Raw genomic sequence first — 25,150 nt, forward strand, 5'->3', positions numbered from 1 at the left:
GAAAGCTGGCGCGGCGGGAGAGGCGAGTTACTCGTCCACCGCGGCCTCGTAAGTGAGGACTTTCTAGCGGCCTGCCACGGCGTCATGTTGCTCGAACGCAGGCGACTCTTCCCCGGCGTGTCTCGTGAGGGTGTGAAGCTCCCTATTCCTGGTCAGCATCTCATCCGTTGGCGGATACTGAGGCTTATTCACCGCGGTGACTCCATCATGCTGAGCCATCAGCAGTTCCTGACGCACCTGTTCTCGCGTCTTACTCTCTGCCGAAATCGCAGCGGACATGGACCCTGCCGAAACTCCTGCCGTAACGATTATCACCGCGATTCTTACTGCTTTCATTGAGTCATCTCCGTGGGTCGCCCGCCAATGATGGCAAGCCATGGAGGCAGTATCGGCGTCAGACAGTGCATTGATGTGATACGAAGATGAGAAAGCTAACAACGGACTGTCATCAATCCAGACGCCGTTAGGTCAATGCGTTATGCATGACAGAACCGCCAAAGCAAACCGTATCCGGAGCGATAACACCAGCGCGACCTAGTCCTTCACCAGTTTCCGCTGTGTTGAAATTCACGCGGTCGCAGCAGCCCGACTTGGGGCGACATTTTCGCTTTCAGAACTAGCTTGATTGCAGGCCGAATCAGTGCGCAAAGAGAGCAAATCGTTCAGATGGCCCAACACCGGCACGGTATCAAATGGGCTCAATTTGGCTGACCGCATATCCCATCGCCCATCCACGGAAAAACGTATCCGCGATGTTGGACTCGTTGTTTAAGAGGCACGATACGCCGTGGTAACCAACGGCATCGCGTACTTGGTCGGCCGACGACGATGACAGTCTTATCATTTTCATATCACGATAGCGCACCCACTAAGCTACACACTTGCAAGAACACGCATAGTTTGACTTATGGAACTGCCATGACTCGAGGAGTACCGTTGTTGATGGTAATAGTCGCCTTGTTGAGTGGTTGCTCGTCGAAAACGCCGCCCGGTTCGCAGCAAGGTAAAACGAAAGAGCAGGCGAATACCGAATTGCAACAGGCATGGCAAGATGGGTGGTTGCCTCATCGGCACGCGGAGTATCCGCCGAACCAGGCAGCGCTAGAGCGCAATAAGCAACGCAATGCGAGACAGCAATAAAACAAGACCCTTGTGCCGCCGTCAAGCGCACTGAGTTCGCGTTGTTGGATGGAGCGGCTGCCTCAACTCTAGCTGGGCTGCGGACCCAGCCTCCCGGAACCAATAGCTGTCCCGCCCGTACGCCCCCCGGAAAGCCCCGTCGATGCGGGCTTTCTGCGTTTCTCGTTTGCAGAATTTATCCAACTAACACCCATAACTTGAAGGTTGACGGTCGAAACACAACAAAGCGTCGCACGTTCTGATTAGATGACAGAAATCTCATCTTCATCTCATCGGGATATGTCAGTCGGGCCGTAGCATCGCGGGAATTATTTCCCCGTTACATTCGTTATGTTCGCACGCACTCTTGCTGCACTGGTATTGATATCAGCCAGTCCTGCGCTTTACGCGCAAACGGCTGGTGGGCCGTCGGAAAGCGCTATTGACCTTCAGAAGTCGGAGGACTCTCAGCGGCTCGCGGCGCCAACCGCGTTGTTTCTCACTGACGTCCTGGGGCTGGCTGCGGAAGCCAATCCGATGTTACGCGGAGCGCGCGCCAACTTGAATGCCTCGTCAGGCGCACTCATGCAGGCAGGCGCGCGCCCAAATCCGTCAATCTCTTTTCTGCAGGAAGGGTTCGGTGGCACTGAACGCACAAGCACCGCCACCGTCAATCAAATCATCGAGTTCGGCGGCAAGCGTCAGGCGCGGCTCGACGTCGCCTCATATGGGCGTGAGGTCGCGACGGCTTCGCTTGACAGCAGTACCGCAACGCTGCGCGCACAGGTGATTGCGTCCTTCTACGGTCTGCTCGCGGCCCAGCGGCAATTGAAGGTTGCCGAAGAATCAGCCGAGATTGCTACGCGCTCGGCGGACCTCGCTGATAAAAGGGCGAAAGCCGGAAAGGTATCCCCCGTCGAGGCGACCAAGGCACGAGTAGCCGCGAGCGGAGTACAGATTGAGGTAGTGAATGCTCGCGCACGTGTCTCCATGGCAGCAGAGAAGCTTGTCACGGTGACGGGGGCGACGGCGCTTCGGAACCGGGTAGTTGCAGGCGACATCGAAGGCATCCCTGACATGGAGCCGTTTTCCGAGTTGGCCCCTCGGCTCGATGACGCGCCGCTTACGCGAGCTGCACGCGCCGAGATGCTGCGGTCAAACGCTGCAATATCGGTCGAGCGTTCGAAGCGAATCCCCGATATCACGCTCACGGCGGGTATGAAGCGGGTGGTCACGGGTGGAACGCGAGACAACCAGGCGGTTGTTGGCATCTCGATTCCTTTGCCACTCTTTGACACCAACAAAGGCGCGTTGCTTGAGGCTGCTCACAAGGCTGAGAAGGCTGAGGCGGATTTCGACAGCGAGCGAGCGAATCTACGACTTGAACTGACCCAAGCTTACGCGAACTACGAGAGCGCCAAGCAAGAGGCAGCACGCCTCAAAGTCGACGTACTCCCTGCGGCACGTCAAGCTCTTGATGCGATGTCTCGCGGATATGAACTGGGGAAGTTCAGCTTCCTCGACGTGCTCGACGCGCAACGCACGCTCTTCCAGGAGCAGTCCCGTTATGTCCAAGCACTCACGGACGCTCATTTGGCCGTTGCCGATATCGGCCGTCTGACCGGTACTCCGCTGCCGACCACACAAAGCAATCATATTTCTATAAAACGCTGAAGGACCTGCCATGCCGCGCAAGAAACTGTTCGCTATTACAGCGGCTGCCATCGGGGTAAGCGTTGCGCTTGCCGTCCTGGTGACCGCGCTCAAATCCACGCAATCAAGTGCTGCGGTAGGTAGTGCCTCCGAAGCGCAGGCAGCGAGCGGTCCGGAGTCGGCTGGGCCACACGGTGGCACCCTGCTCAAGTCGGGCGATGTAACGCTCGAAGTCGTGCTCTCGGAGAAACCGAACGACGCGCGTCTCATTTTGTACCCGTCGGTGGGTGGGCGGGCCGTGCGGACAGCAATGACTGCTAGCGGCAAAATCAATTGGGCTCAAGGGACGACTGAAGCAATTCGTTTTACTTCCGCCGGCAACAAGCTGACGTCGGAACAACCTATCGCCAAGCCGCACGTTTTTGACGCAACGATTAGTGTCACGCTAAGCGGTAAAACAACCGCGTTCGAATTCTCACGTGCAGACGGCGCTATCCCTCTGGACCCGCAGCAAATCAAGAGCGCTGGAATCAGTGTTTTGAAGTCAGGACCGGCCGAGATTGCAACGACCATTCAGGTCCCGGGGGAAATTCGTTTCAACGAGGACCGCACTGCACACGTCGTTCCGCGCGTGGCAGGCATCGTTGAGCACGTTGATGTCACTGTCGGCGAGAAGGTCAGGAAAGGTCAGGTACTGGCCGTCCTTGCCAGCACGGACCTTGCGGACCGTCGAAGCGAATTGCTGACAGCAGAGCGTCGTCTTTCGGCAGCCAAGACTGCGTATCAGCGGGAGAAGACTCTCTGGGAAGAGCGCATCTCTGCTGAGCAGGATTTCCTTCAGGCGCAGGTTCAACTCCGTGAGGCGGAGATTGCGACGCAGAACGCGCGGCAGAAGCTGGTGGCATTGAATGCGGCGACGTCCGGTGGCGCGCTAAATCGATACGAGCTTCGCGCAGCTTTCGACGGCACCATCGTCGAGAAGCACATCACGGCTGGCGAGGCCATCGCGGCCGAAACCAACGTCTTCACGCTCTCTGACCTATCAACGGTTTGGGCAGAAATGGCTGTGCCCGCACAGCACCTGAATGACGTTCGCGTAGGACGTGAAGCGACCGTCAAGGCCGCCGCGTTCGACTCATCGGCAGATGGAAGGATTTCGTATGTCGGAGCACTTTTGGGCGAGCAGACACGGTCGGCCCCCGCACGGGTGGTTCTGACCAACCCCGATGGTGCATGGCGTCCGGGCATGTTCGTCAATGTGCTGGTGAACGCTGGCCAGCGCACTGTTCCTGTGGTCGTGTCCAGCGACGCGCTGCAGGACATCGACGGCGGACCCGTTGTGTTCGTAGAGACGTCAAAAGGGTTCGTTGCTCAACCCATCAAGACCGGCAAGAAGGACGACCGAGTGGTCGAAGTCGTCAGCGGCTTGTCGGCTGGCCAGCAATACGTCGCATCCAACAGTTTTGTGCTGAAAGCTGAACTCGGTAAAGGAGCCGCCGAGGAAGAGTGACCTCATCGTCCGAAGCCTAATCTGCACTGCCGCATGACCGTCACTGCACAGTACACAGGACCATTCAATGTTCGAGCGACTTATACGTTTTGCCATCGCGCACCGCTGGCTGGTGATGCTGGCCGTCGCCGCCGTCGCGGCGTTTGGCGCGTTCAGCTATCAAAAGCTGCCTATCGATGCGGTACCTGACATCACTAATGTCCAAGTACAAATCAACACGTCGGCCCCTGGATACTCGCCTCTTGAGGCCGAACAGCGAATCACATATCCCATCGAGACGGCGATGGCAGGTCTGCCAAATCTGGACCAGACCCGCTCTACCTCGCGCTATGGCCTCTCTCAGGTAACGGTCATCTTCAAGGACGGGACGGACGTCTACTTCGCCCGTCAACTGGTGAACGAGCGCATTCAGGAAGCGAAGGAGAAGTTGCCCAGCGGAGTATCTCCGGCCATGGGCCCCACCTCCACCGGCTTGGGCGAAATCTATCTGTGGACGGTGGAGGCCGACACGTCCGCGCGGAAGCTTGACGGCAGTCGGTACACGTCGGCCGACTTGCGCGAACTACAGGATTGGGTCATTAAACCGCAATTGCGCAACGTGCCGGGCGTGACGGAAGTCAACTCGATTGGCGGGTACGTAAAAGAGTTCCGGGTAGCTCCTAATCCAACGAAGTTGATGTCGTATGGATTGACCCTCGCGGATGTCGTGAAGGCCATCGAACGCAACAACGACAACGTCGGCGCAGGCTATATCGAGAAGCGAGGTGAGCAGTACCTCGTGCGCGTTCCTGGTCAAGCAGGGTCCGTGCAGGATATCGCCAACATCGTCCTGACGAACGTTGGCGGTGTTCCCGTTCGCATCAACGACGTTGGAGAGGTCGATGTCGGGCGAGAGTTGCGCACGGGCAGCGCTACCTCGAACGGGGAAGAAGTCGTCCTGGGCACAGTGTTTATGCTTATGGGCGAGAACAGCCGCTCGGTAGCGCGGGCCGTTGCCCTGAGAATGGATGGCGTCAACAAGACGCTCCCAAATGGTGTACGCGCCATCCCAGTGTACGACAGAACGGTGCTAGTCGAGAAGGCAGTGCAGACCGTCAAGAAAAACCTGCTTGAAGGAGCGGTTCTCGTAATCGCCATTCTTTTCCTCTTCCTTGGCAACATTCGCGCAGCGCTTATAACAGCGCTAGTAATTCCGCTTTCGATGCTGATGACGTTTTCGGGGATGGTGAACGCAAAGGTAAGTGCAAACCTGATGAGCCTTGGCGCGCTAGACTTCGGCATCATCGTCGACGGGGCCGTAGTTATAGTCGAGAACTGCGTTCGACGACTGTCACACGCTCAGGCCCTAGCGGGGCGGCAGCTCACAAGAGATGAGCGTTTCGAAGAGGTGTTTGGCGCATCCCAAGAGGCACGCCGCGCACTCGTTTTCGGCCAGCTCATCATCATGGTGGTGTATCTGCCCATCTTTGCCCTCACCGGCGTCGAAGGCAAGATGTTCCACCCAATGGCAATCACCGTTGTCATGGCGTTGGCCGCGGCGATGGTGCTAACGGTCACATTTATCCCGGCAGCGGTTGCTCTGTTCATCGGGAAGAACGTTTCGGAGAAAGAGAACCGAATCATGGGTTGGGCGCGCCGCGCGTACGAACCTGTGCTCTGCCGATTCCTCGGCCAGCCAAAGCGCGTATTGATTGGCGCAGCTCTGATTGTCGCCGCGTCCACGGCGCTCGGGACCAGGCTCGGAAGTGAGTTCATTCCAAGCCTGAATGAAGGCGACGTTGCTGTCGCCGCACTTCGAATCCCGGGGACGAGCTTGTCTCAATCACTGGAGATGCAGAAGAGCATCGAGAAGGCGTTGAAGGAAAAGATTCCCGAGATTGACCGCGTGTTTGCTCGCACCGGGACTGCAGAGATTGCTGCCGACCCGATGCCGCCGAACTTGTCGGACGGTTACATCATGTTGAAGCCTGTGGACCAGTGGCCAGACCCGAAGAAGTCACGCGAGGACCTCATCAAGGAAATTGAGGCTGTTCTGGCAACCATACCTGGCAACGCCTACGAGTTCTCGCAGCCGATTCAGCTTCGCTTCAACGAACTCATTTCTGGTGTTCGTAGCGATGTTGCGGTGAAAATTTTCGGCGACGATATGACAGTCCTGAACGACACCGGAGAAAAAATCGCCGCTGCGCTACAAAAGGTGCCTGGGGCGTCGGAGGTGAAGGTCGAGCAAACGAATGGTCTACCTGTCCTGTCCATCAATCTGGAGCGCGATAAGCTCGCTCGGTATGGGGTGACCGTGGCCGATGTTCAGGATACGGTGGCCGCGGCCGTCGGCGGGCAAAAGGCCGGCACGCTGTTCCAGGGCGACCGACGCTTCGATATTGTGGTTCGCTTGCCTGACGAACTCCGGTCAGACATCGAAGCCATCAAGCGGCTGCCGATTGCGCTTCCGACCACTGGGACGTCAGCAGGACGAGGTCAGATGCTTCAGGCGCCGTACGTAGCCCTTGAAGAGTTGGCGACGGTGCAAGTTGGGCCGGGGCCGAACCAGATAAGTCGGGAAGACGGAAAGCGACGCGTTGTTATCAGCGCCAACGTGCGAGGACGAGATGTCGGCTCGTTCGTCACGGAGGCTCGTGACCTGATTCAACAGAACGTGCAGGTTCCGTCCGGCTACTGGGTCTCTTGGGGTGGCCAGTTCGAGCAACTGCAGAGCGCCACCGAGCGATTAAAACTTGTCGTTCCGCTGTCGCTCTTTATGGTCTTCATCCTTCTTTTCGTGATGTTTAACAATGTAAAGGACGGCTTGTTAGTGTTCACCGGCATTCCGTTTGCGCTCAGTGGCGGGGTGGTGTCTCTGTGGTTGCGAGGTATCCCCCTCTCCATCACTGCGGCTGTGGGATTCATCGCCCTATCCGGAGTGGCCGTCCTGAACGGTTTGGTGATGATTTCGTTCATTCGCAATCTCCGAGACGAAGGAGCGCCATTGGATGAGGCCGTGCGTGAAGGAGCGCTAACGCGCCTCCGCCCCGTTCTGATGACTGCCTTGGTGGCATCCTTCGGCTTCATCCCGATGGCCATCGCGACAGGCACCGGGTCGGAAGTGCAGCGACCGCTCGCCACGGTCGTTATAGGAGGCATCTTGTCTTCGACAGCTCTCACTTTGCTGGTGCTGCCGGTCCTCTATCGTGTCGCCCATTCGATGTCGTTCCGAAAGACGGCGCCAAACGATACTCGCGGATTCGCGACGCAGGTTCTCCAGAGAATCGGCTTCAAGTAGAAAAGCGCGGAGAAGCTCCGCTCTGTGAGCCGGAGCTCCTCTCGGCCGAGAAGCATTCGGAAGAGCCGTTTCACGCGAGGGCAGTTCATCATTCCGATGCACTGCGCATTGTGTCGGCACCGCGTCTTAACGGCTCGCTTGTTGCGGCCCCGAAAGCACTGTTGACCTACCTTGTCCTTGCGTTGCGGCTTAATGCCAAACTGGTTATTGGCGTTCGCAATTGGCCTCGCGCCGATGATGCATGGCGCGCTGGCCCCGGCCGAGTTTAGGAGTCAAACACCACGAACCCTGCTGCGCAAACGCGAATACGCCGTGATAGACGAGCTCTCACGGCGTGCGTTGACTTACATCCTTACCGCCAGATGGCGGCGCTAACTTATCGTGCGGCGAGCTGGTCGTGCTGGTCCGGGCTCGGCGACTTCTCCCCGCCGTGGGTCTCCGCGGCATGCGTGGCCTGATTGCGAGCAATCGTTGCATGGCTCGGCGGATATTGGGTCTTGTTTGCCGGGATGATGCCCTCGTGCCGTGCCTGGACCAGCTCCTGACGGACCTGCTCACGCGTCTTGCCTTGAGCGGTCGCGGACTGCGAAATCATGCCCATCGAGACACCTGCAATGGCGAGCGCTGCTGCAAATTTTCCTGCGTTCATAACTGTTCTCCTGGTTTCGACCGCGAAGGTGCGAGTCATATGGACAGTATGTGCAGCGGTCAGTGCACGAACATGATGCAAACATGAGAAAAAAATCAGATAAGCACACCATGAGTGTCGATAGCCGCGAAACTGCCTCACTTCCGCAGCGATTGCAGTGTACCCCTGGGGGGCACCTAGACAGCGGCAACAGATAGACCTGCTGGGCCTGCAAAGCAACGAGAAGGTCTATATCATTGAGAGCCCGACAACTCACGCACACGGCGTAAGAGCGGCTGCTTTAGAGCAATACACCAATTGCCCGCACCACGGGTCAAAGCGACATACAGGTGGCGTGCATCCATCGCCTCGGGAATGAGAGCATGTCGAAGGTTTGCCGTTGAATTTCACTGGGAAACATGAGAGCCCAGAGGCGCCAACTGTATCGTAGGTATGCAACGCGTGCGAAGCCGCTCCAAAAGTCCTAATGACGAGGCTCGGTCAGTTGTAATACTTTACCAGTTGTATGAACCCGTTCCCGAGCTGTCGCACACCGAAGTCGTGACCGAGCGCTTGACCAACGGCGAAGCCACCGAACTGTACGCCGCCTCCAAAGGTGACTCCGGGGGTCATTTGTACGCCGTTGATGTCGACGGGAACTTTTGGCGTCAGGTCGCCGTTTGGCCCAATGGAAAAAATCTCGTCAAAGCGAACGCGGATGAGACCGTCTTGGTCAGCAACGGTCGGTTGCGCCTGGACGGCACCCTGTGCCGTCCGACCTGCGTCTTTGCCTCCTACCGGCGGAAGAGATGCACTCAAGGTCTTAGACGCCAATACGGGCGAAGCAGAACTACTAGGTGGCGATGCCGCTTCTTGTTTGTCGCCGCATGCTTCTATGTTCGCGAGCACGAGCCCCGTCAATACCAGCATTAGTTTCTTGGAAATCATTCCGCTATGTCCTTGAAGTCGGCATACCCGACCCATGGTGATAACGGCAACTTTCGTCACTTCTTGACCTCAGACAAGCGCTGGTATTCATGTGTTGCCGACAGCGCGTCCTAACGGCATCCGGATGGCGAGCGACGGACCGCGCAATGCGGTGTCGGGGTCGATTCACCGGCATCAACGACTTGAAATCGGGCGAGTACGTTCTACAATGGATTTCACCGTCTGAGACTCCCCTCGTCCTGAATGACATTTCCTGTTAGCGGCGATTTGAAAGTGCAAGCGGAGATGCTGACATTCCTCGTCATCTCCCATCTTGCGACCAGGTTTGCTACCGGCCGCTGGATGTCGACAGAAAATACCGTCGAGTGCTCAGTCTACTGGTCGAAAGCGACGCAGCGCGACGAAGATGTCGTATGCCGAGTTATGTTGGCAAGTCGCGCGCTTCCAATTGCGGCGGCCTTCGAGGCGGAGACCGGTGTGACGCTGAATGGCAGCGCTCTAGCGTCAATCTTTGACAGTAATCTGCGCCTCGACTTCACGTCTGCCGAAACACGAGCTATACACAACCGTTGCCTGAAGTCGCTGCTGGCCGGCAAATAACGACGGGAAGTCGGCTTATGTCCGCGCATCGTGGACGCGGTAAGACGCGACATAGCGGTCGCTACCCAAGTTTTCGTACGTCATTGCTACGTGGATGCCATCCGCGAATCACCCGCCGGAGAGAGTCGGCTACCAAGGGGCTGCTTCAAGCCAGCAGCCGTTCCAGGTCGTTGATGCAACAGGGCTTCGGCAGTAGGCCGTCAAAGCAATCAATGTCCGCGGCGGCCAACTCAGTGCGGCCAGTCAGCGCGATGATACGGGCACCGGCACAACGGCCTTGCCGCAAACGCTGGCAGATTTCGCGTCCATCGCTGTCCGGTAGAGTAAGGTCCAAGAAAATGATATCGAAGACGTCATGCATGGCGATTTCGAGAGCCGATGCACCGCTGTACGCTACCGCGCTCCGGTGACCCAACGCGGAAGCAATGTCGGCAAGCGAATCTGCTGTGTCTTCCAAGTCGTCAACGAACAGAACGCTGCTCATCATGTTTCCTCCACAGAACACCGGACGCAATGCGTAGCAGCGCGGTCGGTACATGACTCCGATGCCGTCAATATGACTATAGGCTACTTAACCGGGGAACGAGTGTCTCCATGAGCATCTGCCGGTCGCCCCGTTCTGGGAATTCGACTTGACATCTGCACGGCCGCAGCGGACTGAACAGTAGGTGGCCGTAAGACCATCGTCAGTACCAAAGGGTAACCCCGACTACCAGTTCCTTGTCAGAAACGGGCCCTCCATCTTGACGCGAGAAATCCGCAGTCCGGCCAAAACGTCGTCCCCAAATGAAGCCAACGTAGGGGGCGATTCTCACGGCGCGTTCCCCAATGCGACGTACGCAGAGGGAACGTGAGAAATGTCGCTGTCTCTGGCCGGACCCGCTCTCGCGTCCGACTCCATCAAGTTGAGATTCATTCGACGGTTTCCTTGCGCTTGCGGCCACCGGTACGTCCTCCGGATGGCTGGCTGCATACCGCTTCCTCGCGCGGTCAAGCGTTGCCTCAGAAGGCGGATACTCTGAGCACCGATGCGGTAGCCAACTTCCTCCCACGCCTTCTCGAGTTCGGACTGCGCCTCCTTCTGATTCTTTCCCTGTTGCGCAACCCCCGGCTGCGGTAAGACGCAACCCGAAAAAAGAGCCGTTGTCGCCGAAAACATCGCTAGGCGCCGCATATCTCCTCCCTAACGCACGACCACTTCGCTTACGACTTCATTCTGACCAGTCTTTAGTGGCGTTATGGTGATGAGCTGATGAAATTTCCATCATCTTTCCGTCATATGGCCCCCCCTGCAGCCGCGCCAGTTTGCAAAGGACACGTTGCACGACCTGTCGCGGGAAAGCTGGTCACCAAGCCAGAACGTCTGAGCCCGGGCGTGTCGCCGCGAATCATCGTTGCGAGTCTGGATGTGAAGGTCATATAAGTCGGCTTCGCTACAGATGTCTTTAGCTTCATCTTCGATACGAAAGCTACTTCAGACATCAAAGCCATCTCATGGATGGCAGTTTTTTTAGGCGGAGAGCAGCAGCGGTCCGTTGGACCGCTTACGCAAAAGAAGCCCGGCTAGTCCAAAGCATCACTCCGACAAACTGAAAAGATAAGCGGAGACTTCGCAAGCGAAGAGAATCGATGGTGAGTCGTTGGACGCCAACGTATGGCTACGCTGACGTCGTGGGAGCCAACGTCGGCCGTGCCTTCGCTGAGCGAACCAGCTTTAGGCTTTCTAGTCGACAAGTGTCAGTGACCGGCCATTCTCCCGGAATCAGAGCCGTACCGAGCGCGATTACGTTCAAATGTCGCTTCGCTTGGAGGATAGTCGGACCGGCTAGTGGGGACGAGTCCGGCCCCCTGAGCTTCAATCAATTCTTGCACGACTTGGGCGCGTGTATTCCCCTGAGGTGGCGCCTGCGTCTCAGGGGCGTGAGCACTGCGCAAAGAGCGCGCTTGGCTCGGTGACGTTGGTTCGGCTCTCGACGTCGGAGGAAAGTCATGCCCAGCGTCGGCAAATGAGCTATAGCGTCACTAGCAGGGCCGTCCACCGTGGACGGACTTTGTGTTACTGGTGATTATGCTGTGCCTGGCAGCGGGCTCGAAACGAGAACTGCGGCAGCGATAAGAACAGCCACAAGTACGATTGATTCAACTTGCAGCACCCTTGAGAAGCGCTTGAGCGCAGGTGCAGCATTACGCATGCTGCCGCCCTTGAGGGAGGCGAGCAGTTGCGGCATCTCGAAGAATCGGTTGTGGCCGCCTAGGGCGGCAGCGACTAATACAAGCCCGAGCTTCAGCATGAGCACCTGCCCGTATGACGAGGTGACGAAACCGACCGGCGAGTTCACGCTTCGCCATCCGCTGTATGCGCCGGTGGCAAAGAGAACAAGTAGTGCAATCGTGGCCGTGTCGGACAGCGACTGAATGAACGAGGCCCCGTTCTTTCGGTCGGGCTCACCCGCAGCGAAAAGCGTCGGAGCAACGACATAGGTGGTCGCGACTACGAGCCCAACCCAGACGCTGATTGCGAGAAGGTGAATCCAGTCCGCCCATACCGGCAGGGAGAAGAAGCCAGCTTCGACGGAGTGCCCGGTGTTGCTCCTTCCAAGCGCGATTCCGGCAAGACATATCCCGGTGAGCGGCATGAGTCGGCCGCGCATGGAAGCCGGGGCGAAGAGCAAGCCGAGTGCTACGCAAGTGAGCAACGCGCTGGCAGCCCATGCATGACCATATCCGGTTTCCTTCAGCATCGAGTAGACGGCCGGTCCGGCTTCCGCAAGGGTCGACTCGCTCATGAGCGCGCAGTGCGTCCAGAAGGCGGCGGTTGTGGACAGCAACAATGCAACGCACGCCACGCGAGCGGCAAGCAGCAACCGCGCGCTCACGCTTGCCTGCCAGTGAGATGTGCTGCGGACAAGCCACCTGTCGCTAATGAGTGCACCAACCAGTGTCGCGAAGCTGATGTTCTGCAGTGCGACCAGCGCCAGTCGTAGAACGCCCAGGAAACCGTCGTTCATCACTTCACCGTGAAAGTGTAGGTGCCCTTTGTCTTGTGGGAGTCACTTGTCATCACGGCCCAGTGGACGGTGTACGAACCCGATTCGAGCTTCGGCAGCGAAACTTCAAGAACTCGCGGATTGGTCGAATCCACCGTAGCTTTTTCCTTCGTCGCGGGCGCGCCAGCAGGATTGACGACCTTGATGGTGCTGAAAGAGGATTCGATGGTCTCGTTAAACGTCAGCCGCAACGCATCTGGCGACACGTCGACCGTGCTGCCGGCGGCGGGTGCGGCGCTCTCAAGCTTGCCATGCGCCAACGCAGCAACAGGCAAGAGGCACATTGCTGCGGTCACCAAAAGAGGGGCGAGGCTCTTGCGAATTACGTTGTTCATACTTGCCTTCCTTGGCAGATGTCGGTGATTGCGTGGTTCTTCGTCAAGGCGTTACTGCATCTGCAGCTTGGTGACCGTGAGGGACCCGTTCACCTCCTCGGCAACGAAATCAATCTTGTCGCCTGCTTTGACTTGCGAGAGCATCGCGGGGTCTTTCACCTTGAACGCCATCGTCATGCCTTCCATGCCGAGGTTTTCGAGCGGACCGTGCTTGATGGTGAGCTTGCCTGCGGCGTTATCGACCTTCTTGACTTCGCCATGCGACATGCTGTTCTTCGCATCAGCGTTCTTTTGGGCGCCGCTCGCCATGTTCATGTTGCTCATATCGCCCGCCGCGTAAGCGGTCGCGGACAGCGACGCTGCAAAACCCAGTGTCATCGCAGCAATTGCCTTCTTCATCACATTCTCTCCATTGGTTAATAAAATTCGGCCGTGCACTTGCACGGCACTTTCAGAATCAGCTGTCGGGCAGTTCGCCGGTGTACTCGTATGCCACCGTACCCTTGGGATGTTTGAACCAGCCTGGGTCGCGGTAATCGTTCCTTCCAAGGCCCTGGCGAACTTTGACTACGGTGAACATCCCGCCCATCTCGAGTGGCCCAAAGGGCCCGCTGCCCGTCATCATCGGCAGCGTATTGTCGGGCAGGGGCATTTCCATCTCACCCATCGCTCCGCCGGTGCTGCCCATGGCCATGTAGTCGGGAACCAGCTTATTGATGCGCTTGGCAAGGTCCTTTTGCGGCACGCCAATCATGTTGGGAACCTGATGCCCCATTGCATTCATGGTGTGATGAGACTTATGGCAGTGAAATGCCCAATCGCCAGGACGATTCGCCGTGAACTCGATGGCGCGCATTTGCCCGACAGCAACGTCAGAAGTGACTTCGGGCCAGCGCGCGGTCGGAGGAATCCAGCCGCCATCAGTGCCGGCGACCTCAAAGCTGTATCCGTGCAGGTGAATCGGGTGATTCGTCATGGTCAGGTTGCCAAAACGGATGCGCACTCTATCCCCCGCGCGAACTGGCATAGGGTCGATTCCAGGAAACACTCTGGAATTGAACGTCCACATGTTGAAGTCCGTCATCTCATTGACGCGCGGCGTGAAGCTGCCTGGGTCAATGTCATACGCGGCTAGTAGGAAGACGAAGTCGCGGTCCACATGCATGACGTTGCGGTCCTTCGGATGCACGATGAACGTGCCCATCATGCCCATGGCCATCTGTACCATTTCGTCGGCATGCGGGTGATACATGAAGGTCCCGTGCTTCTCCAGTTGGAACTCATAGACGAAGGTCTTGCCCGGCGGGATATGAGGCTGCGTGAGCCCGCCGACGCCATCCATTCCCGAAGGCAGGAGCATGCCGTGCCAGTGAACGGTGGTGTGTTCAGGCAACTTGTTCGTCACGAAGATGCGGACCTTGTCACCTTCGACCGCTTCGATGGTCGGGCCCGGGGTCTGACCGTTGTAACCCCAAAGATTGGCGTTCATGCCGGGCGCCATCTCGCGTACCACCGGCTCCGCAATGAGATGGAACTCCTTCCATCCGTTCTTCATACGCCACGGCAACGTCCACCCATTCAACGTCGCAACAGGCGTATATGGGCGTCCGTTGGGCGGTGCGAGAGGAGGCTGCGTGACGGCGTTACCCATCGTTGGGGCTTCTGGCAGCGACGCGGCGCCAGCCTTGCTGACGAGGGCCGCACCTAACAGTGCAGCACCCGAGCCGCCGATAAAATTTCGACGAGAGACCATCTTCATTTACCTTCAGATTGTGTTTGCGTCGCGGACGGCGTCGACGGCGCACCTACTCCCGGCGTATTCGACGCGGGCTCTGCCGAGCTTGGCTCGGTGTTGTTATCAGCGGGACTTCGCGCCGGTGCAGTTGTGCTCGGCGGAAGTTGCCCGCCAAGCGACTGCTGCAGGTCGGTTTCTGCAAGCCAATAGTCTTTGAGTGCGTCGATGTATCCGTTGACCGCACTAACTTGGTCGCGCGAGTCCGCCAGCAATTCAAAAACGCTTGCGAGCATGCCGTTGTAGCGCAACAGCATCTCTTCGGAGATGGTCTTGCGCACAGGCACGACGTTGTCGCGGTAGTGCTTGGCAACGTCGTAGCTAGTCACATATGCGGAGTATGATTCGCGGACTTCCGACCGGGCGTCGATAGCTGTCTGCGCAAGGCGGTTCGCCGACTGCATGTATATGGCTTCTGCGCGCGCCACTTTCGCGCTGCCCCAGTCGAAGATGGGGATTTCGACGCTTACCTCATATCCGCGCTCTTTGCCCTTGTCCGTTTCGAAGTTGTTCTGGTACCCGACCTCCAGCGCATTGACGAACCGAGTTGCCTTGCCGAGACCCAGCGATGTCGCGAGCCCCTGAACTTGCAGTTTCCCGGCTTGGATTTCTAGGCGGTTTTGCATCGCGAACGGCTCGAGCTCGCTTAACTGAGGTCTATCTTTCGGCAGGTCGGGGAGCCGGTCGGGAAGCTGATATTGCGCACCAAGACCCCAAAGGCCCATCGCACGAGTCAGCTTTTCACGCGCGGAAACCTTCTGCTGTCGAGCCTTGGCCAACTGAGCAGCGGATTCCGCGTAGAAGGCTTGCTCTCGCGCGTAGTCGAGCTTGCTGAAGTTACCGGCTTGGCGCATACGCGATGCCAGTTCAGCGCCTGCCTCGGCAGAATCCTCGACCTGCTCGGCATACATCGCTGACTGTCCGGCTGCGACCGCTTCGACGTATGCCTTTCGCGCGTCGGCCGCCACCTTCAACATGGCGTTGGCCGTCTCGAGCTTCGTCTGCTCGAACCGACGCGCTTCGATACGCGAGGCGACGGGCAGCGTCAGCACACCGAGAACCGCCATAGAAAACGTCCGGCCGATGCCAATGCCATCGCTCCAATGTGTCCGGCTGAAAGAAAAGCTCGGATTGGGCAGACGGCCTGCTTGAACTAGGTCGGCTTCCGAAACGCCGAGCTCCCCGTACGCGGCCTGGAGTCCACGATTGTTGAGCAGCGCAATCTGGACGGCGTCGTCCATGCCGAGCGGTTTGGCCAGAAGCTCCTGGGTGCGCTTGTAAGCAGCCTCTCGGTCTCCATCGGTTCTGATGTAAACCGCATCCTTGCCAAGGCGCTCGGACGCAACCGACGACACGCTGGTAAATCCGCCATCCTTCGAGAATGTGGTGCATCCAGCTAGGAACACCGCAACGATTGCGACACATGTTGCCCGGGTATGTGTGAGGTGGCGTGTCATTTTGCCCGGCTCCCGTGTTGGTGTTCGTTCATCTCAGCGGAAGCACTTCCGGTAGGCACCGAGTGCAGCATCGCGCCATTGCGCTTCGGAGCAACCTCACGGTTCAATTGTTGCCAGCTCGGATTGTCACTGTCCTTGAAAGACATGTACTGACTAAACGCCGACGGCACTTCGACGGCTGGTGTCGACGCGCTAGCATCGGTAGGGTCGGGGATTGGCGCCGTCGTTGCCTGCGCGAGCAACGGCAACGCGCAAGCGGCTAGAAACGCCGCAAGGAGTTTTCTCATGGATTGTTCTCGTCATGAATCGTCGAAGTCGGTGGTCGACTCGGACAAATGCCTGCCGCAGCTGTTTAGCTGCGACTGTGCGGACTAGACGAGAAGCGGCCTAGGCGGTCGCTCGATGCCGCCAGTCAGAAAGGAAACGACCGGAAGCGGCATTGACGGAAGAATGACGGAGTGGGCAGCATCAGCGAACTGTGTTGGCGCCGAAAGGTCGACAACGGCGGCGCCGACACAGCAAGATACGCAACTGGAGCAAGTGTGATGATGGCCGTGCGAGCGAGTCGCTTGGCCGCTCCGTTGGGTTCCGTGAGCCTCTACAGTGTTGTCATAGCCGAAGGCATCGGACGACTCATGCAGATGGCGGTGCATGTGAGAAGACGCGTTGCCACCATGACCCAACCCGAGACCACAACTCATCGACGCGGCCGCAAACGACTGAACCGGAAGGCTCAGCGTTAAGACGACAACCAGGATGAATTTGCGCCAGTAGGACATCGCTTCCGAACGTAGCATGCGTTTGATAATTGTAAGCTGTAGTCGCCCGAAGTGACTAGCGGGAAGAGCGTGCGAAGGTTACCGCCCGACGCCTGACAGCAAGATGCGCGCAACATGACAATTTTTTCATCTCCAACATGAAAATTTTTTCATCTTGCCGTCATGTGCTGCGCAGGAAGGAGCCGGTAAGCTGCAAAAGGCGAGGCCTCATACGGCTTCAATCCTCAAGTCATCGTGAACCTATGCGCATTCTGCTTATAGAAGACGAGCCGAAGATGACCTCCTATCTCCGCAAAGGGCTTACGGAGGCCAGCTATACCGTCTACATTGCCGACAACGGAGAGGATGGTCTCTTCCTTGCGCTCAATGAGGACTTCGACCTCGTTGTACTAGATATCATGCTGCCGGGTATCGATGGCCTGAAGGTACTTAGGGAATTGCGCAGGCACAAACAAACGCCTGTCTTGCTGCTCACAGCGCGTGACACGGTCGATGACAAGGTCGAGGGATTGGAGGCCGGTGCCGACGACTATCTATCGAAGCCCTTCGCGTATGCCGAGCTACTGGCCCGGATACGCTCATTGCTTCGCCGCGCACCTCGCGCGGTCAAGGATATCCTGCGTATCGGCGACCTCGAAATTGACCTTATGAAGCGCCGCGTGAGACGCGGGGAAGCGCGGCTTGAGCTAACTGCACAAGAATTCGCTCTGCTGCAATTGCTCGCCGAGCGGCAGGGCGAGGTCCTGACGCGGCAGTTCATCACGTCCCAAATTTGGGACATGAACTTCGATAGCGATACAAACGTTGTGGATGCAGCGGTGAAGCGCTTGCGCGCCAAAATCGATAACTCGTACGGCAACAAGCTGCTGCACACCGTCCGAGGGATGGGTTACGTACTCGAGGACAGGTCGTGAACCACCTGGCGCCAGCGAAGTCCGCATATGTGCTCCTTCTGCGATTGGCGGGCGCCTTTGCATTAGCCGCGCTTCTCGTATTTTCGCTGATGGGAGCGTACCTCTACCGGTCTCTCGCGCATGAGTTAGAACGGCGCGACGATGTCGAGATTGCGGGAAAACTCGCCCAATTCCGGCAGTTAATCAGCGACGCGGGCGCGCTCGACGCTGTGCGTCGCGACCCGTCCATCTTCCACGAGGTGCTCCTTTCGCACCCTGGGGTCTATCTGGCTATCGTCGGTAAAAGCGGTGATGTGTTAATGCAGCACGGACTGACGACCCCGATGGACTTCCAGGCACTGATTCATCAGAAGCACTCGCCGGGCGTTCCATACGGTTGCGAGTCCGCCGCGATAGGCCAAGCGCGCTGCGTGATGGCGTCGCAGAGGCTTCGCTCGGGCGAGGTCGCGCAGGTTCTGCTCTCGCGTAGCGCGCTCGACAGGCAATCGCTGCTTGAGAGCTACCGTATTGACATCTTTGTTGCCGTAGCAATCGGTTCCCTTCTCGTCGGCGGTCTCGGGTACTTGATTACTCGGCGTGGGCTCGTACCTGTCAAGAGCATTGGCCGCCAAGCGTCCCGCATTGAGGCGCACAATCTAAGCGAGAGGCTTGATATCGAGGGGGGACCTGTAGAACTGGAGGAGATAGCGACGTCGGTGAACCGAATGCTCGACAGGCTCGAGCGAGCGTTTGTCCGTCTGTCGCAGTTTTCGTCTGACCTCGCGCATGACATGCGCACCCCGCTGGCAAATCTGCTCAGTGCATCGCAGATAACCCTTTCGCGGCCGCGAACGATTGACGAGTATGAAGCGCTCATCGAGTCAAACATAGAAGAGTACGAACGGCTCCAACGCATGATTGAAAACATGCTGTTTCTGGCTCGAACTGACAACGCCCAGTCGTTGCTTAATGCGTCGATGATTGACGCGAGAAGCGAACTTGGGCGGCTGGCATCGTATTTTCAGGGTCTGGCGGATGAATCGAATATTCACATCAGCGTTGAAGGCAACGCCGTTGTGAAAGCCGACACAAATCTCTTTCGCCGCGCCGTAAGTAACCTGGTATCGAACGCGCTGCAACACGCGACACCGGGCTCCACCGTAGAGTTACGTGCTTCTGAAACATCGGGGCAGGCGTCCATTGAGGTCGTGAATGCCGGCAACGAGATAGCGCCGGAACATCTGCCAAAAATTTTTGAACGCTTCTACAGGGCCGACGCATCCAGGCACGGGTCGGCGAAGAACACGGGGCTGGGGCTCGCGATAGTGAAGTCGATTATGCAGCTGCATCGCGGCACGGTTGACGTTCGCAGCGCGGCTGGACGTACAGCATTCTTACTTCACTTTCCTCGGGCAACAACGAAACACGAGCGAACGCAGCCGACTTGACGTTCCCACGACGAGACGGTTGGGTCGGCTGTGGCCGAATTCCTTTTGGAGACGATGATGAAGTTTCATGTCGAAAAAATATCTTGCGGGGGATGCGCCCAGACCGTCCGCAGAGGCATCGCACAGGTAGACAACGTCGCGCGAGTGAGTGTCGACCTCGCCTCGAAGACGGTCGAGGTGGAAACGACCGCTCCCGAGCGAATGATAAGAGACGCCCTTCAATCAGTTGGCTACTGTGCGACCGAGGCCCGAACATGAGCGTCACTCGACCATTGCGGCATAAGGCTTTGCAGCACCTGGGTATCGCAGTGATTGCGCTCGCACAGGCAACGGCGCACGCTGAGGACGTCATCGTATTGAATTCGGCCGATGCAAGCATCAGCCTCATCGACCAAGCTAGTCAGAAGGTCGTCGATACATACCCGGTCGGCAAGGAGCCGCACCACCTGATGGCGACGCCCGATAATCGCTCCCTGATTGTCGCGAATTCAGTTGCGAACAACCTGGTCCTGCTCGACCCAGAAAACGGGAAAGTTCAACGATGGATTCCAAACATCGAAGACCCGTATCAGCTTGGCTTCTCGAACGACCGAAAATGGTTTGTTACCAACGGATTGCGGCTTGACCGCATCGACATATACAGGTACGACGGGAAAGACTTCTCGTTGGCGAAGCGGGTCCCGCTCGCCAAGATGCCTAGCCACATGATTTTTACGGCCGACAGCAAGATTGTTTTCGTTACTTTGCAAGAGTCCGGAGAAGTGGCTGCCATCGACCTCGCGAGGCAAACGGTGCTTTGGAAAATGCCTGTGGGCAAAGCGCCAGCGGGGCTTTGGCTCACGCCTGGGGACAAATACCTGCTTGTTGGGATGACAGGTGCGGATTATGTCGCGGTGGTCGACTGGCGCGCGCAAAAGGTGGTCAAGACGATTCATACGGACAACGGCGCGCACAACTTTCGGTCTCTTTCTGATGGTCACCACGTCCTAGTCAGCAATCGGGTCGGCAATACCATAAGCATCCTCGACCAAGACAACCTGACGACAGTCGGAACCATTACCGGCTTATTGCCAGGGCCGGATGATATGGAGTTGAGCCAAGACAAGCGATACCTCTGGGTTACTTTCCGATTCACTAGGTACGTCGGCGTCATCGACATGAAGACACTAAAACTCGTCAACACCATCAAGGTCGGGAAGTCACCTCACGGCATTTACTTCCACAACCGAGCACCGCTCTCGTAGGTGCGTCAACCGGAGCCTCTGGCGGTCGAGACGACCGACTGCAGATGCGACAGTTGGTCAGGAAGCTACGGAAAAGCTTGTGCGGGACGTAGCGGGTGAGCATTTGGCAGAGACGGCCGCCGGGGTGTGTGAGGACTTAAAGGAGGCTGGTGGCAGGCGGCCCGCCTGCAACAGGCGTCGACCACCACCGCCGTTGGGTAACGTGCGCCGGGTCCTGCGGGGCCCGGCGCACGGCCGATTGCCGCATCAATTGCTCTGCGTTCCACGACGCTGAGTAACGCTCGTTGATTGCTGCGCTGGCTTTCCGAGAAACCTTGCGCGCAGCAGCGCACGGACTGGCACCAGAAGTCTTTCCTGAAAATATACGGCGACAATAACAGTGACGAGTAGGTACAGCGGATATGTTGCCATGCTGGGGACTACGTGCTTCGAGGCCGAAACGCACGCTGAAAAATGCGATGCGCACCATATGGGTGACTCGCCCATCTGCAAGAGTTTCAACACCTTCATCATTATGAAGAACAGCGGCACATGAATGGCGAAGATTGACAGCGCTGCGTTGCCTAGCCGGACGCAGAGACTCTCGTGACGTTGTCGGATGGAAACGAAGGCGAAGACGGCGACGAGCAGCAACTCTGCCGGCAATAAGGCCCCGTTGTGGATGACATAACGAGAGTAAATGGGTCCGTGAGACTCCAGCCACGCGCAATAGACAAACGAGGCCGCGACGAAACTCAGCGATGCGGCGAGCTTACCCCAGTCGTTGAAGGCGCCAGCGAGCCGCCCCTCGCGATAGAGGCCATACAGGAGAATCCCTGCTAGAAATTCGGGCAGGCGAAGCAGCGGGTTCCGCGTTATCAAACCAACAGCTGCTGGCCCATACCAATGCATCAGGGTGGCGACTGCCGGTGGAATAAGGTACAGCACCCAGAGGACGACTAGCAATCGTACCTTACGGTCAGCGCCCAAGAGCCGTGGAGCCAAGAAGGGAAAGGCAAGGTAGAAGCAAAGCAAGGTCGACAGCGACCAGGACGGAGCATTGATTGACGCATACAACGGGTTCCATACCTGCAGCAGAAGGATATTGAGGACAAAGTTTATTGCTGTATCGGCGCCGCCGAGTACCACCTGCGCGTCCCCGTCGTTCAGCGACATGAGAGAAAAGCTGTTCAGCGTTTGGGTCCCGGTAGCTGAGACAACGAGCAAGAGAAACAGCGAAATGAGATGAACGGGATAAAGGTTCGACAGTCGCTTGACGAAGAATTCTTTCGTCCCACCCCGAAGTTCAGTGGTGCGTCCGAAGTAGACGTGCGAAAGGATGAATCCGGAGAGAATGAAAAAAGTGCTGGTCGCAAACCCGCCAAGGTTCGTCAGTTCTATCAACGGAATTGTTGCGTTTTGAGGGTACTCGCGTACCGTATGGAAAATCATGAGGTACACGGCTAGTCCGAAGCGAAGTAGGTCCAAACCGACGAACTTCTTCATCAATGTCTCCTGCAATTTCTGGGCAGCAACATCGTCGATTCATATCTGGCGTTTGGTGGCTCGCTGTCTGGCGCTGACCAGACACTCGCCCGCCGCGAACCGACGGTCGTACCGGAATTTGACGCCAAGGCCGAACGGCGCCGTAGGCATGTGGCCGCGGGACGGCCGGGAGTCGAGTCGCTGCGCATAGTCGCGCGCTACTCGACACTCCGCGTCTCGCGTTGGAACGGATGCGGCGGCTAGCGGCAAGCAGCGGAAAGGCCGGAAAATAGACGCAGGCCGAGGGTTGACTGAGCGCAGCCGCTACAGGTCGAGGAGGCGAGGCGGCCGGTCGATGCCACCTGTCAAGAACGAAGCGTGAGGGCTTGCCGCGTGCTTCAGTGGGACTCGACCCACATAGACGCTCGGACCGACGATTGCACGGCCGGAAGGCAGAACGGCCCCGGTGCACAGAAGTTCGCCGCAGCAGTGGCCTGTATGACTGGCGTGGCCATGACTACTATTACTCCGTCGCTCTTCCCCCATAAAAGAGGTGCGCATCCAGTGCTGACGGTTGGTTGAGGCTAGCTCACTGGCAGCATGGCTATGGCGCGAGACGTCGCATCGAATGGCGCGGACAGATGACGATGCAGCCGCCGACGACTGAGCGAAAACGCTCAACGTAATCATCAGGAACGCAATCAGTCGACGCCAGTTGCACATAACCCTAAAGCCCAAATCCCAGCTTATCGAAAGTGTGCCTCCGGCGACAAGAGTCCAGAATTGTCGCCTTAGCAATCCATCTTCGCATGGTGCACGGATATGAGCTTATACGAGAAACGTGGCGCGGTATTGGAGTGCACGACATATTCTAGGTATTGGCGCTTGGGTCCGTATTGGCGGATGATTCTCGAAAAACGGGGTCAAGCGCGGCGAGTGCGAACGGGATGACGCTGTTCCGGACGTTGAACTGAGAGTCAAGGTGCGCGGCTGCAGATAACGTGGTCGAATTGGAACCTAGTCGTCCCGTGACGAGGTCCGCTAACCGCTGCCCGGGGGATGGGTGCTCGGTGGGGCGGCCCACCAAAAAACCGGACATGTGGTACCGCTTGAATTATGCGGTAGTCCTCTGCCTATGTTCAAGCCTAGTCACAGCGTGAACCTATACAAGTTCTGACCTGGCCGGAGCGCCCCGGCGTTCAATTGAAGAGAAAACACCGATAGTTCGCTAGGCGTTCGCGCCCGGCTCAACGGTTTCTGTGAGTGAATGCAGCCGAGTGTTCGGCCGGCGCAAGCTCCTAACAGAACGGGGCCTATTGGCGGTCACTGCCGGCGAGCAGGTTGCGCCGGCGTCGAACCTAGCCGTAGAAAGCAAGCAGGTTCGCGAGCTGCAGCGATTGCCGCGAAAGAAGACGATGCAGCTAGAAATGCTCCATGAAGCAGTGGAATACGGTCGAGCATGAAATCGGTTGTGCGCTCCACCGTTAAGGAGTGACCGAATCGCTCTAGGCGAATGCTTCCAACAATCTTTTCATCCTCGTCTTTTGCGACTACGACGTCCTCAAGCAGCGCCGCCTCAATGTTCAAGGCGGGAAGCCCATTCTCCGTGAGCACGCCTTTATTGCATCTAGCTCATTCCCGCGAGCAGCGCGATTGTTCATGGTTGATTGATTGATGTCGGAAGGGTTACCGAATTCATTGTGTTCAACTCGCCGCAGCGTGGCGGCTCGCGCGAACGGCGGCGACGAATGCTATGGCTGACAATATCGAGACGATGAGCACGGTCCACTCGACGGCCACGTAGCCGTGAGTCAGGTTCCAGATACCGGCTGCCGCTATCGGCGCTATCCCCTTGGCAATATTTGATGGGAAAGAAAGCATTCCGCTGACGGCCCCATAGCCTTCGGTCCACATAAGGTCTTGCACGATGGTGCCGCGCAAAATCGTCATCATTCCATTTGCGGCGCCATAGCAAAGCGCGAACGACCAGAGAAGCGTGGCCGAGTGGCCTGCCACTATCAGAATAACCGTCGACAGCGGGAAAAGCGTCACGACGATGATGCCGACGGTGCTCACGTGAATCGTTCGACCGAACGTGAACCATACTGCTCGCGCGGCGACCTGTGCGGGACCAATCAGCGCCATGGTTGTAACCAATACCGCGTTCGACACGCCGCGCTCGACCATGAGCGGGACCAGATGAAATGTTAGCGCCGCGAATGTCGCGTAGTAAGCCGTGAAACAGACGGCGAGCGCCCAGAACGTTGGCGTTCTCAGCGCGCGGCGTGTTGCCGCGTCGTTAGCCAACTTCACCTCTCGGCTTTCTGTTCGCGAAACCACGTCGGTACGCGACGAGCGGATGGCCATCACATGGATGGGCAGGCACACGACGAGATTCAGCGCCGCGAGCACGACAAGCGATGTGCGCCATCCGACTGAGCCCACGAGGAACTGCGTTAGCGGGATGAAGACCGTGCTGGCGAAACCAGCAACAAGCGTAATCAGGGTGATTTTAGTCCGGAAGCTTCCTGGATATCCGTGTGTGACAACGGCGAACACAGGGTCGTAGAACGTGGCAGCCATCGAAACTCCGAGGCCTATCCACGCGACGAACAGTAATGTCAGCGACTGAGCGCCGGCCCAAAGCAGTAGCATCGCCGCTGCGATGATAGAGCCGACAACCATGACACGCCGTCCAAGCCCGTGGTCAATCCAGCGGCCAATGGGATACGCTGCAAAGCCTGAAACAAGCAATCCCACGGACAACGCGGCATTCGTCGATGTCCTACTCCAGCCCATGCTTTGTTCCATGGGCACCACGAGCAGTGAGAACGAGTAGTACACGGAGCCCCACGATACCAACTGCGCCAGAGCCAGCGCCCACGTGATTAACTTGTCTTCGCTATCCGCGGGCGCGGGGTTCCCGCTCGCGCTCTCACTCCGGTTCGACATC

At 57.8% G+C, this 25,150-nt stretch carries 22 protein-coding genes and 1 pseudogene; 9 read left to right on the top strand and 14 right to left on the bottom strand.

All coding sequences use genetic code 11. The features are described from left to right. Positions 1-63 precede the first annotated feature (63 nt). Positions 64-378, bottom strand: coding sequence for a DUF4148 domain-containing protein (locus tag P9239_RS19050; protein WP_309754157.1), 315 nt, complete (start codon positions 376-378; stop codon positions 64-66). A gap of 1,092 nt (positions 379-1,470) precedes the next feature. On the opposite strand from P9239_RS19050, the gene P9239_RS19055 reads away from it, so the two are divergent. The 3 genes from P9239_RS19055 (at position 1,471) to P9239_RS19065 (ending at position 7,562) form a co-directional block, all read left to right on the top strand. Beyond that, entirely contained in the window at positions 1,471-2,793 is a 1,323-nt protein-coding gene (locus P9239_RS19055) for a TolC family protein (protein ID WP_309753658.1), read from the top strand. A gap of 10 nt (positions 2,794-2,803) precedes the next feature. Next, on the top strand, positions 2,804-4,282 hold the full coding sequence (locus P9239_RS19060) for an efflux RND transporter periplasmic adaptor subunit (protein ID WP_309753659.1): 1,479 nt from the start codon (positions 2,804-2,806) through the stop codon (positions 4,280-4,282). Positions 4,283-4,349: 67 nt separating this feature from the next. Continuing rightward, entirely contained in the window at positions 4,350-7,562 is a 3,213-nt protein-coding gene (locus tag P9239_RS19065) for an efflux RND transporter permease subunit (RefSeq protein WP_404980079.1), read from the top strand. A gap of 376 nt (positions 7,563-7,938) precedes the next feature. Here the strand turns inward: P9239_RS19065 and P9239_RS19070 are convergent, their stop codons facing one another. Both P9239_RS19070 and P9239_RS19075 read right to left on the bottom strand, forming a co-directional pair. Next, positions 7,939-8,211: a DUF4148 domain-containing protein gene (locus P9239_RS19070; protein ID WP_309753662.1), complete on the bottom strand. Its 273-nt coding sequence runs from the start codon at positions 8,209-8,211 to the stop codon at positions 7,939-7,941. 480 nt (positions 8,212-8,691) lie between these two features. Then, positions 8,692-9,138 carry a hypothetical protein gene (locus P9239_RS19075; protein WP_309753664.1) on the bottom strand — a complete coding sequence of 149 codons (447 nt, stop codon included), beginning with the start codon at positions 9,136-9,138 and terminating at the stop codon, positions 8,692-8,694. Positions 9,139-9,423: 285 nt separating this feature from the next. On the opposite strand from P9239_RS19075, the gene P9239_RS19080 reads away from it, so the two are divergent. Continuing rightward, complete coding sequence (locus P9239_RS19080; RefSeq protein ID WP_309753666.1) at positions 9,424-9,738, top strand: hypothetical protein; 315 nt, start codon at positions 9,424-9,426, stop codon at positions 9,736-9,738. A gap of 145 nt (positions 9,739-9,883) precedes the next feature. Here P9239_RS19080 and P9239_RS19085 read toward each other — a convergent pair whose 3' ends face one another. From P9239_RS19085 to P9239_RS19125, 9 genes are all read right to left on the bottom strand, one after another. Next, entirely contained in the window at positions 9,884-10,222 is a 339-nt protein-coding gene (locus P9239_RS19085; RefSeq protein ID WP_309753667.1) for a response regulator, read from the bottom strand. A 202-nt stretch (positions 10,223-10,424) separates the two neighbouring features. Next, positions 10,425-10,790 (bottom strand): copper resistance protein B, encoded by a 366-nt coding sequence (locus tag P9239_RS19090; RefSeq protein ID WP_309753669.1) that lies wholly within the window; start codon positions 10,788-10,790, stop codon positions 10,425-10,427. Between the two features lie 685 nt (positions 10,791-11,475). After that, complete coding sequence (locus tag P9239_RS19095) at positions 11,476-11,673, bottom strand: DUF4148 domain-containing protein (RefSeq protein ID WP_309753670.1); 198 nt, start codon at positions 11,671-11,673, stop codon at positions 11,476-11,478. Positions 11,674-11,804: 131 nt separating this feature from the next. After that, positions 11,805-12,746 carry a CopD family protein gene (locus tag P9239_RS19100; protein ID WP_309753672.1) on the bottom strand — a complete coding sequence of 314 codons (942 nt, stop codon included), beginning with the start codon at positions 12,744-12,746 and terminating at the stop codon, positions 11,805-11,807. After that, the gene (gene copC, locus P9239_RS19105) at positions 12,746-13,120 is read right to left on the bottom strand and encodes a copper homeostasis periplasmic binding protein CopC (RefSeq protein WP_309753674.1); all 375 of its coding nucleotides are present in this window, start codon (positions 13,118-13,120) and stop codon (positions 12,746-12,748) included. The genes P9239_RS19100 and copC overlap by 1 nt, the downstream gene beginning before the upstream one ends. Before the next feature lie 51 nt (positions 13,121-13,171). Continuing rightward, a complete protein-coding gene (locus P9239_RS19110) occupies positions 13,172-13,519 on the bottom strand; it encodes a copper-binding protein (protein WP_309754159.1) in 348 nt (115 codons plus the stop codon). A 58-nt stretch (positions 13,520-13,577) separates the two neighbouring features. Then, the gene (locus tag P9239_RS19115; RefSeq protein ID WP_309754161.1) at positions 13,578-14,873 is read right to left on the bottom strand and encodes a copper oxidase; all 1,296 of its coding nucleotides are present in this window, start codon (positions 14,871-14,873) and stop codon (positions 13,578-13,580) included. 2 nt (positions 14,874-14,875) lie between these two features. Further along, on the bottom strand, positions 14,876-16,369 hold the full coding sequence (locus tag P9239_RS19120) for a TolC family protein (protein ID WP_309753676.1): 1,494 nt from the start codon (positions 16,367-16,369) through the stop codon (positions 14,876-14,878). Then, positions 16,366-16,656 carry a hypothetical protein gene (locus P9239_RS19125; protein WP_309753677.1) on the bottom strand — a complete coding sequence of 97 codons (291 nt, stop codon included), beginning with the start codon at positions 16,654-16,656 and terminating at the stop codon, positions 16,366-16,368. The genes P9239_RS19120 and P9239_RS19125 overlap by 4 nt, the downstream gene beginning before the upstream one ends. 734 nt (positions 16,657-17,390) lie before the next feature. Here P9239_RS19125 and P9239_RS19130 point away from each other — a divergent pair. The 4 genes from P9239_RS19130 to P9239_RS19140 are packed head-to-tail and all read left to right on the top strand — an operon-like array spanning position 17,391 to position 20,733. Then, positions 17,391-18,062 carry a heavy metal response regulator transcription factor gene (locus tag P9239_RS19130; RefSeq protein ID WP_309753679.1) on the top strand — a complete coding sequence of 224 codons (672 nt, stop codon included), beginning with the start codon at positions 17,391-17,393 and terminating at the stop codon, positions 18,060-18,062. A 5-nt stretch (positions 18,063-18,067) separates the two neighbouring features. Then, a complete protein-coding gene (locus P9239_RS19135; protein WP_404980105.1) occupies positions 18,068-19,489 on the top strand; it encodes a heavy metal sensor histidine kinase in 1,422 nt (473 codons plus the stop codon). A 57-nt stretch (positions 19,490-19,546) separates the two neighbouring features. After that, a complete protein-coding gene (locus P9239_RS23415) occupies positions 19,547-19,747 on the top strand; it encodes a heavy-metal-associated domain-containing protein (RefSeq protein ID WP_404989717.1) in 201 nt (66 codons plus the stop codon). Next, a complete protein-coding gene (locus P9239_RS19140; RefSeq protein WP_309753684.1) occupies positions 19,744-20,733 on the top strand; it encodes a cytochrome D1 domain-containing protein in 990 nt (329 codons plus the stop codon). The genes P9239_RS23415 and P9239_RS19140 overlap by 4 nt, the downstream gene beginning before the upstream one ends. Before the next feature lie 246 nt (positions 20,734-20,979). On the opposite strand, the gene P9239_RS19145 is transcribed toward P9239_RS19140, so the two are convergent. Next, positions 20,980-22,218 carry an acyltransferase gene (locus P9239_RS19145; RefSeq protein WP_309753686.1) on the bottom strand — a complete coding sequence of 413 codons (1,239 nt, stop codon included), beginning with the start codon at positions 22,216-22,218 and terminating at the stop codon, positions 20,980-20,982. Positions 22,219-23,361: 1,143 nt separating this feature from the next. Here P9239_RS19145 and P9239_RS23420 point away from each other — a divergent pair. Then, positions 23,362-23,657 (top strand): annotated as a pseudogene (locus P9239_RS23420) (IS3 family transposase); the annotation flags it as partial. Between the two features lie 244 nt (positions 23,658-23,901). Here P9239_RS23420 and P9239_RS19150 read toward each other — a convergent pair. Further along, positions 23,902-25,149, bottom strand: coding sequence for an MFS transporter (locus P9239_RS19150; RefSeq protein ID WP_404980104.1), 1,248 nt, complete (start codon positions 25,147-25,149; stop codon positions 23,902-23,904). Position 25,150 lies beyond the last annotated feature (1 nt).

It is taken from the genome of Caballeronia sp. LZ062 (genome assembly GCF_031450785.1).
In the GTDB taxonomy this organism is placed as follows: Bacteria; Pseudomonadota; Gammaproteobacteria; order Burkholderiales; family Burkholderiaceae; genus Caballeronia.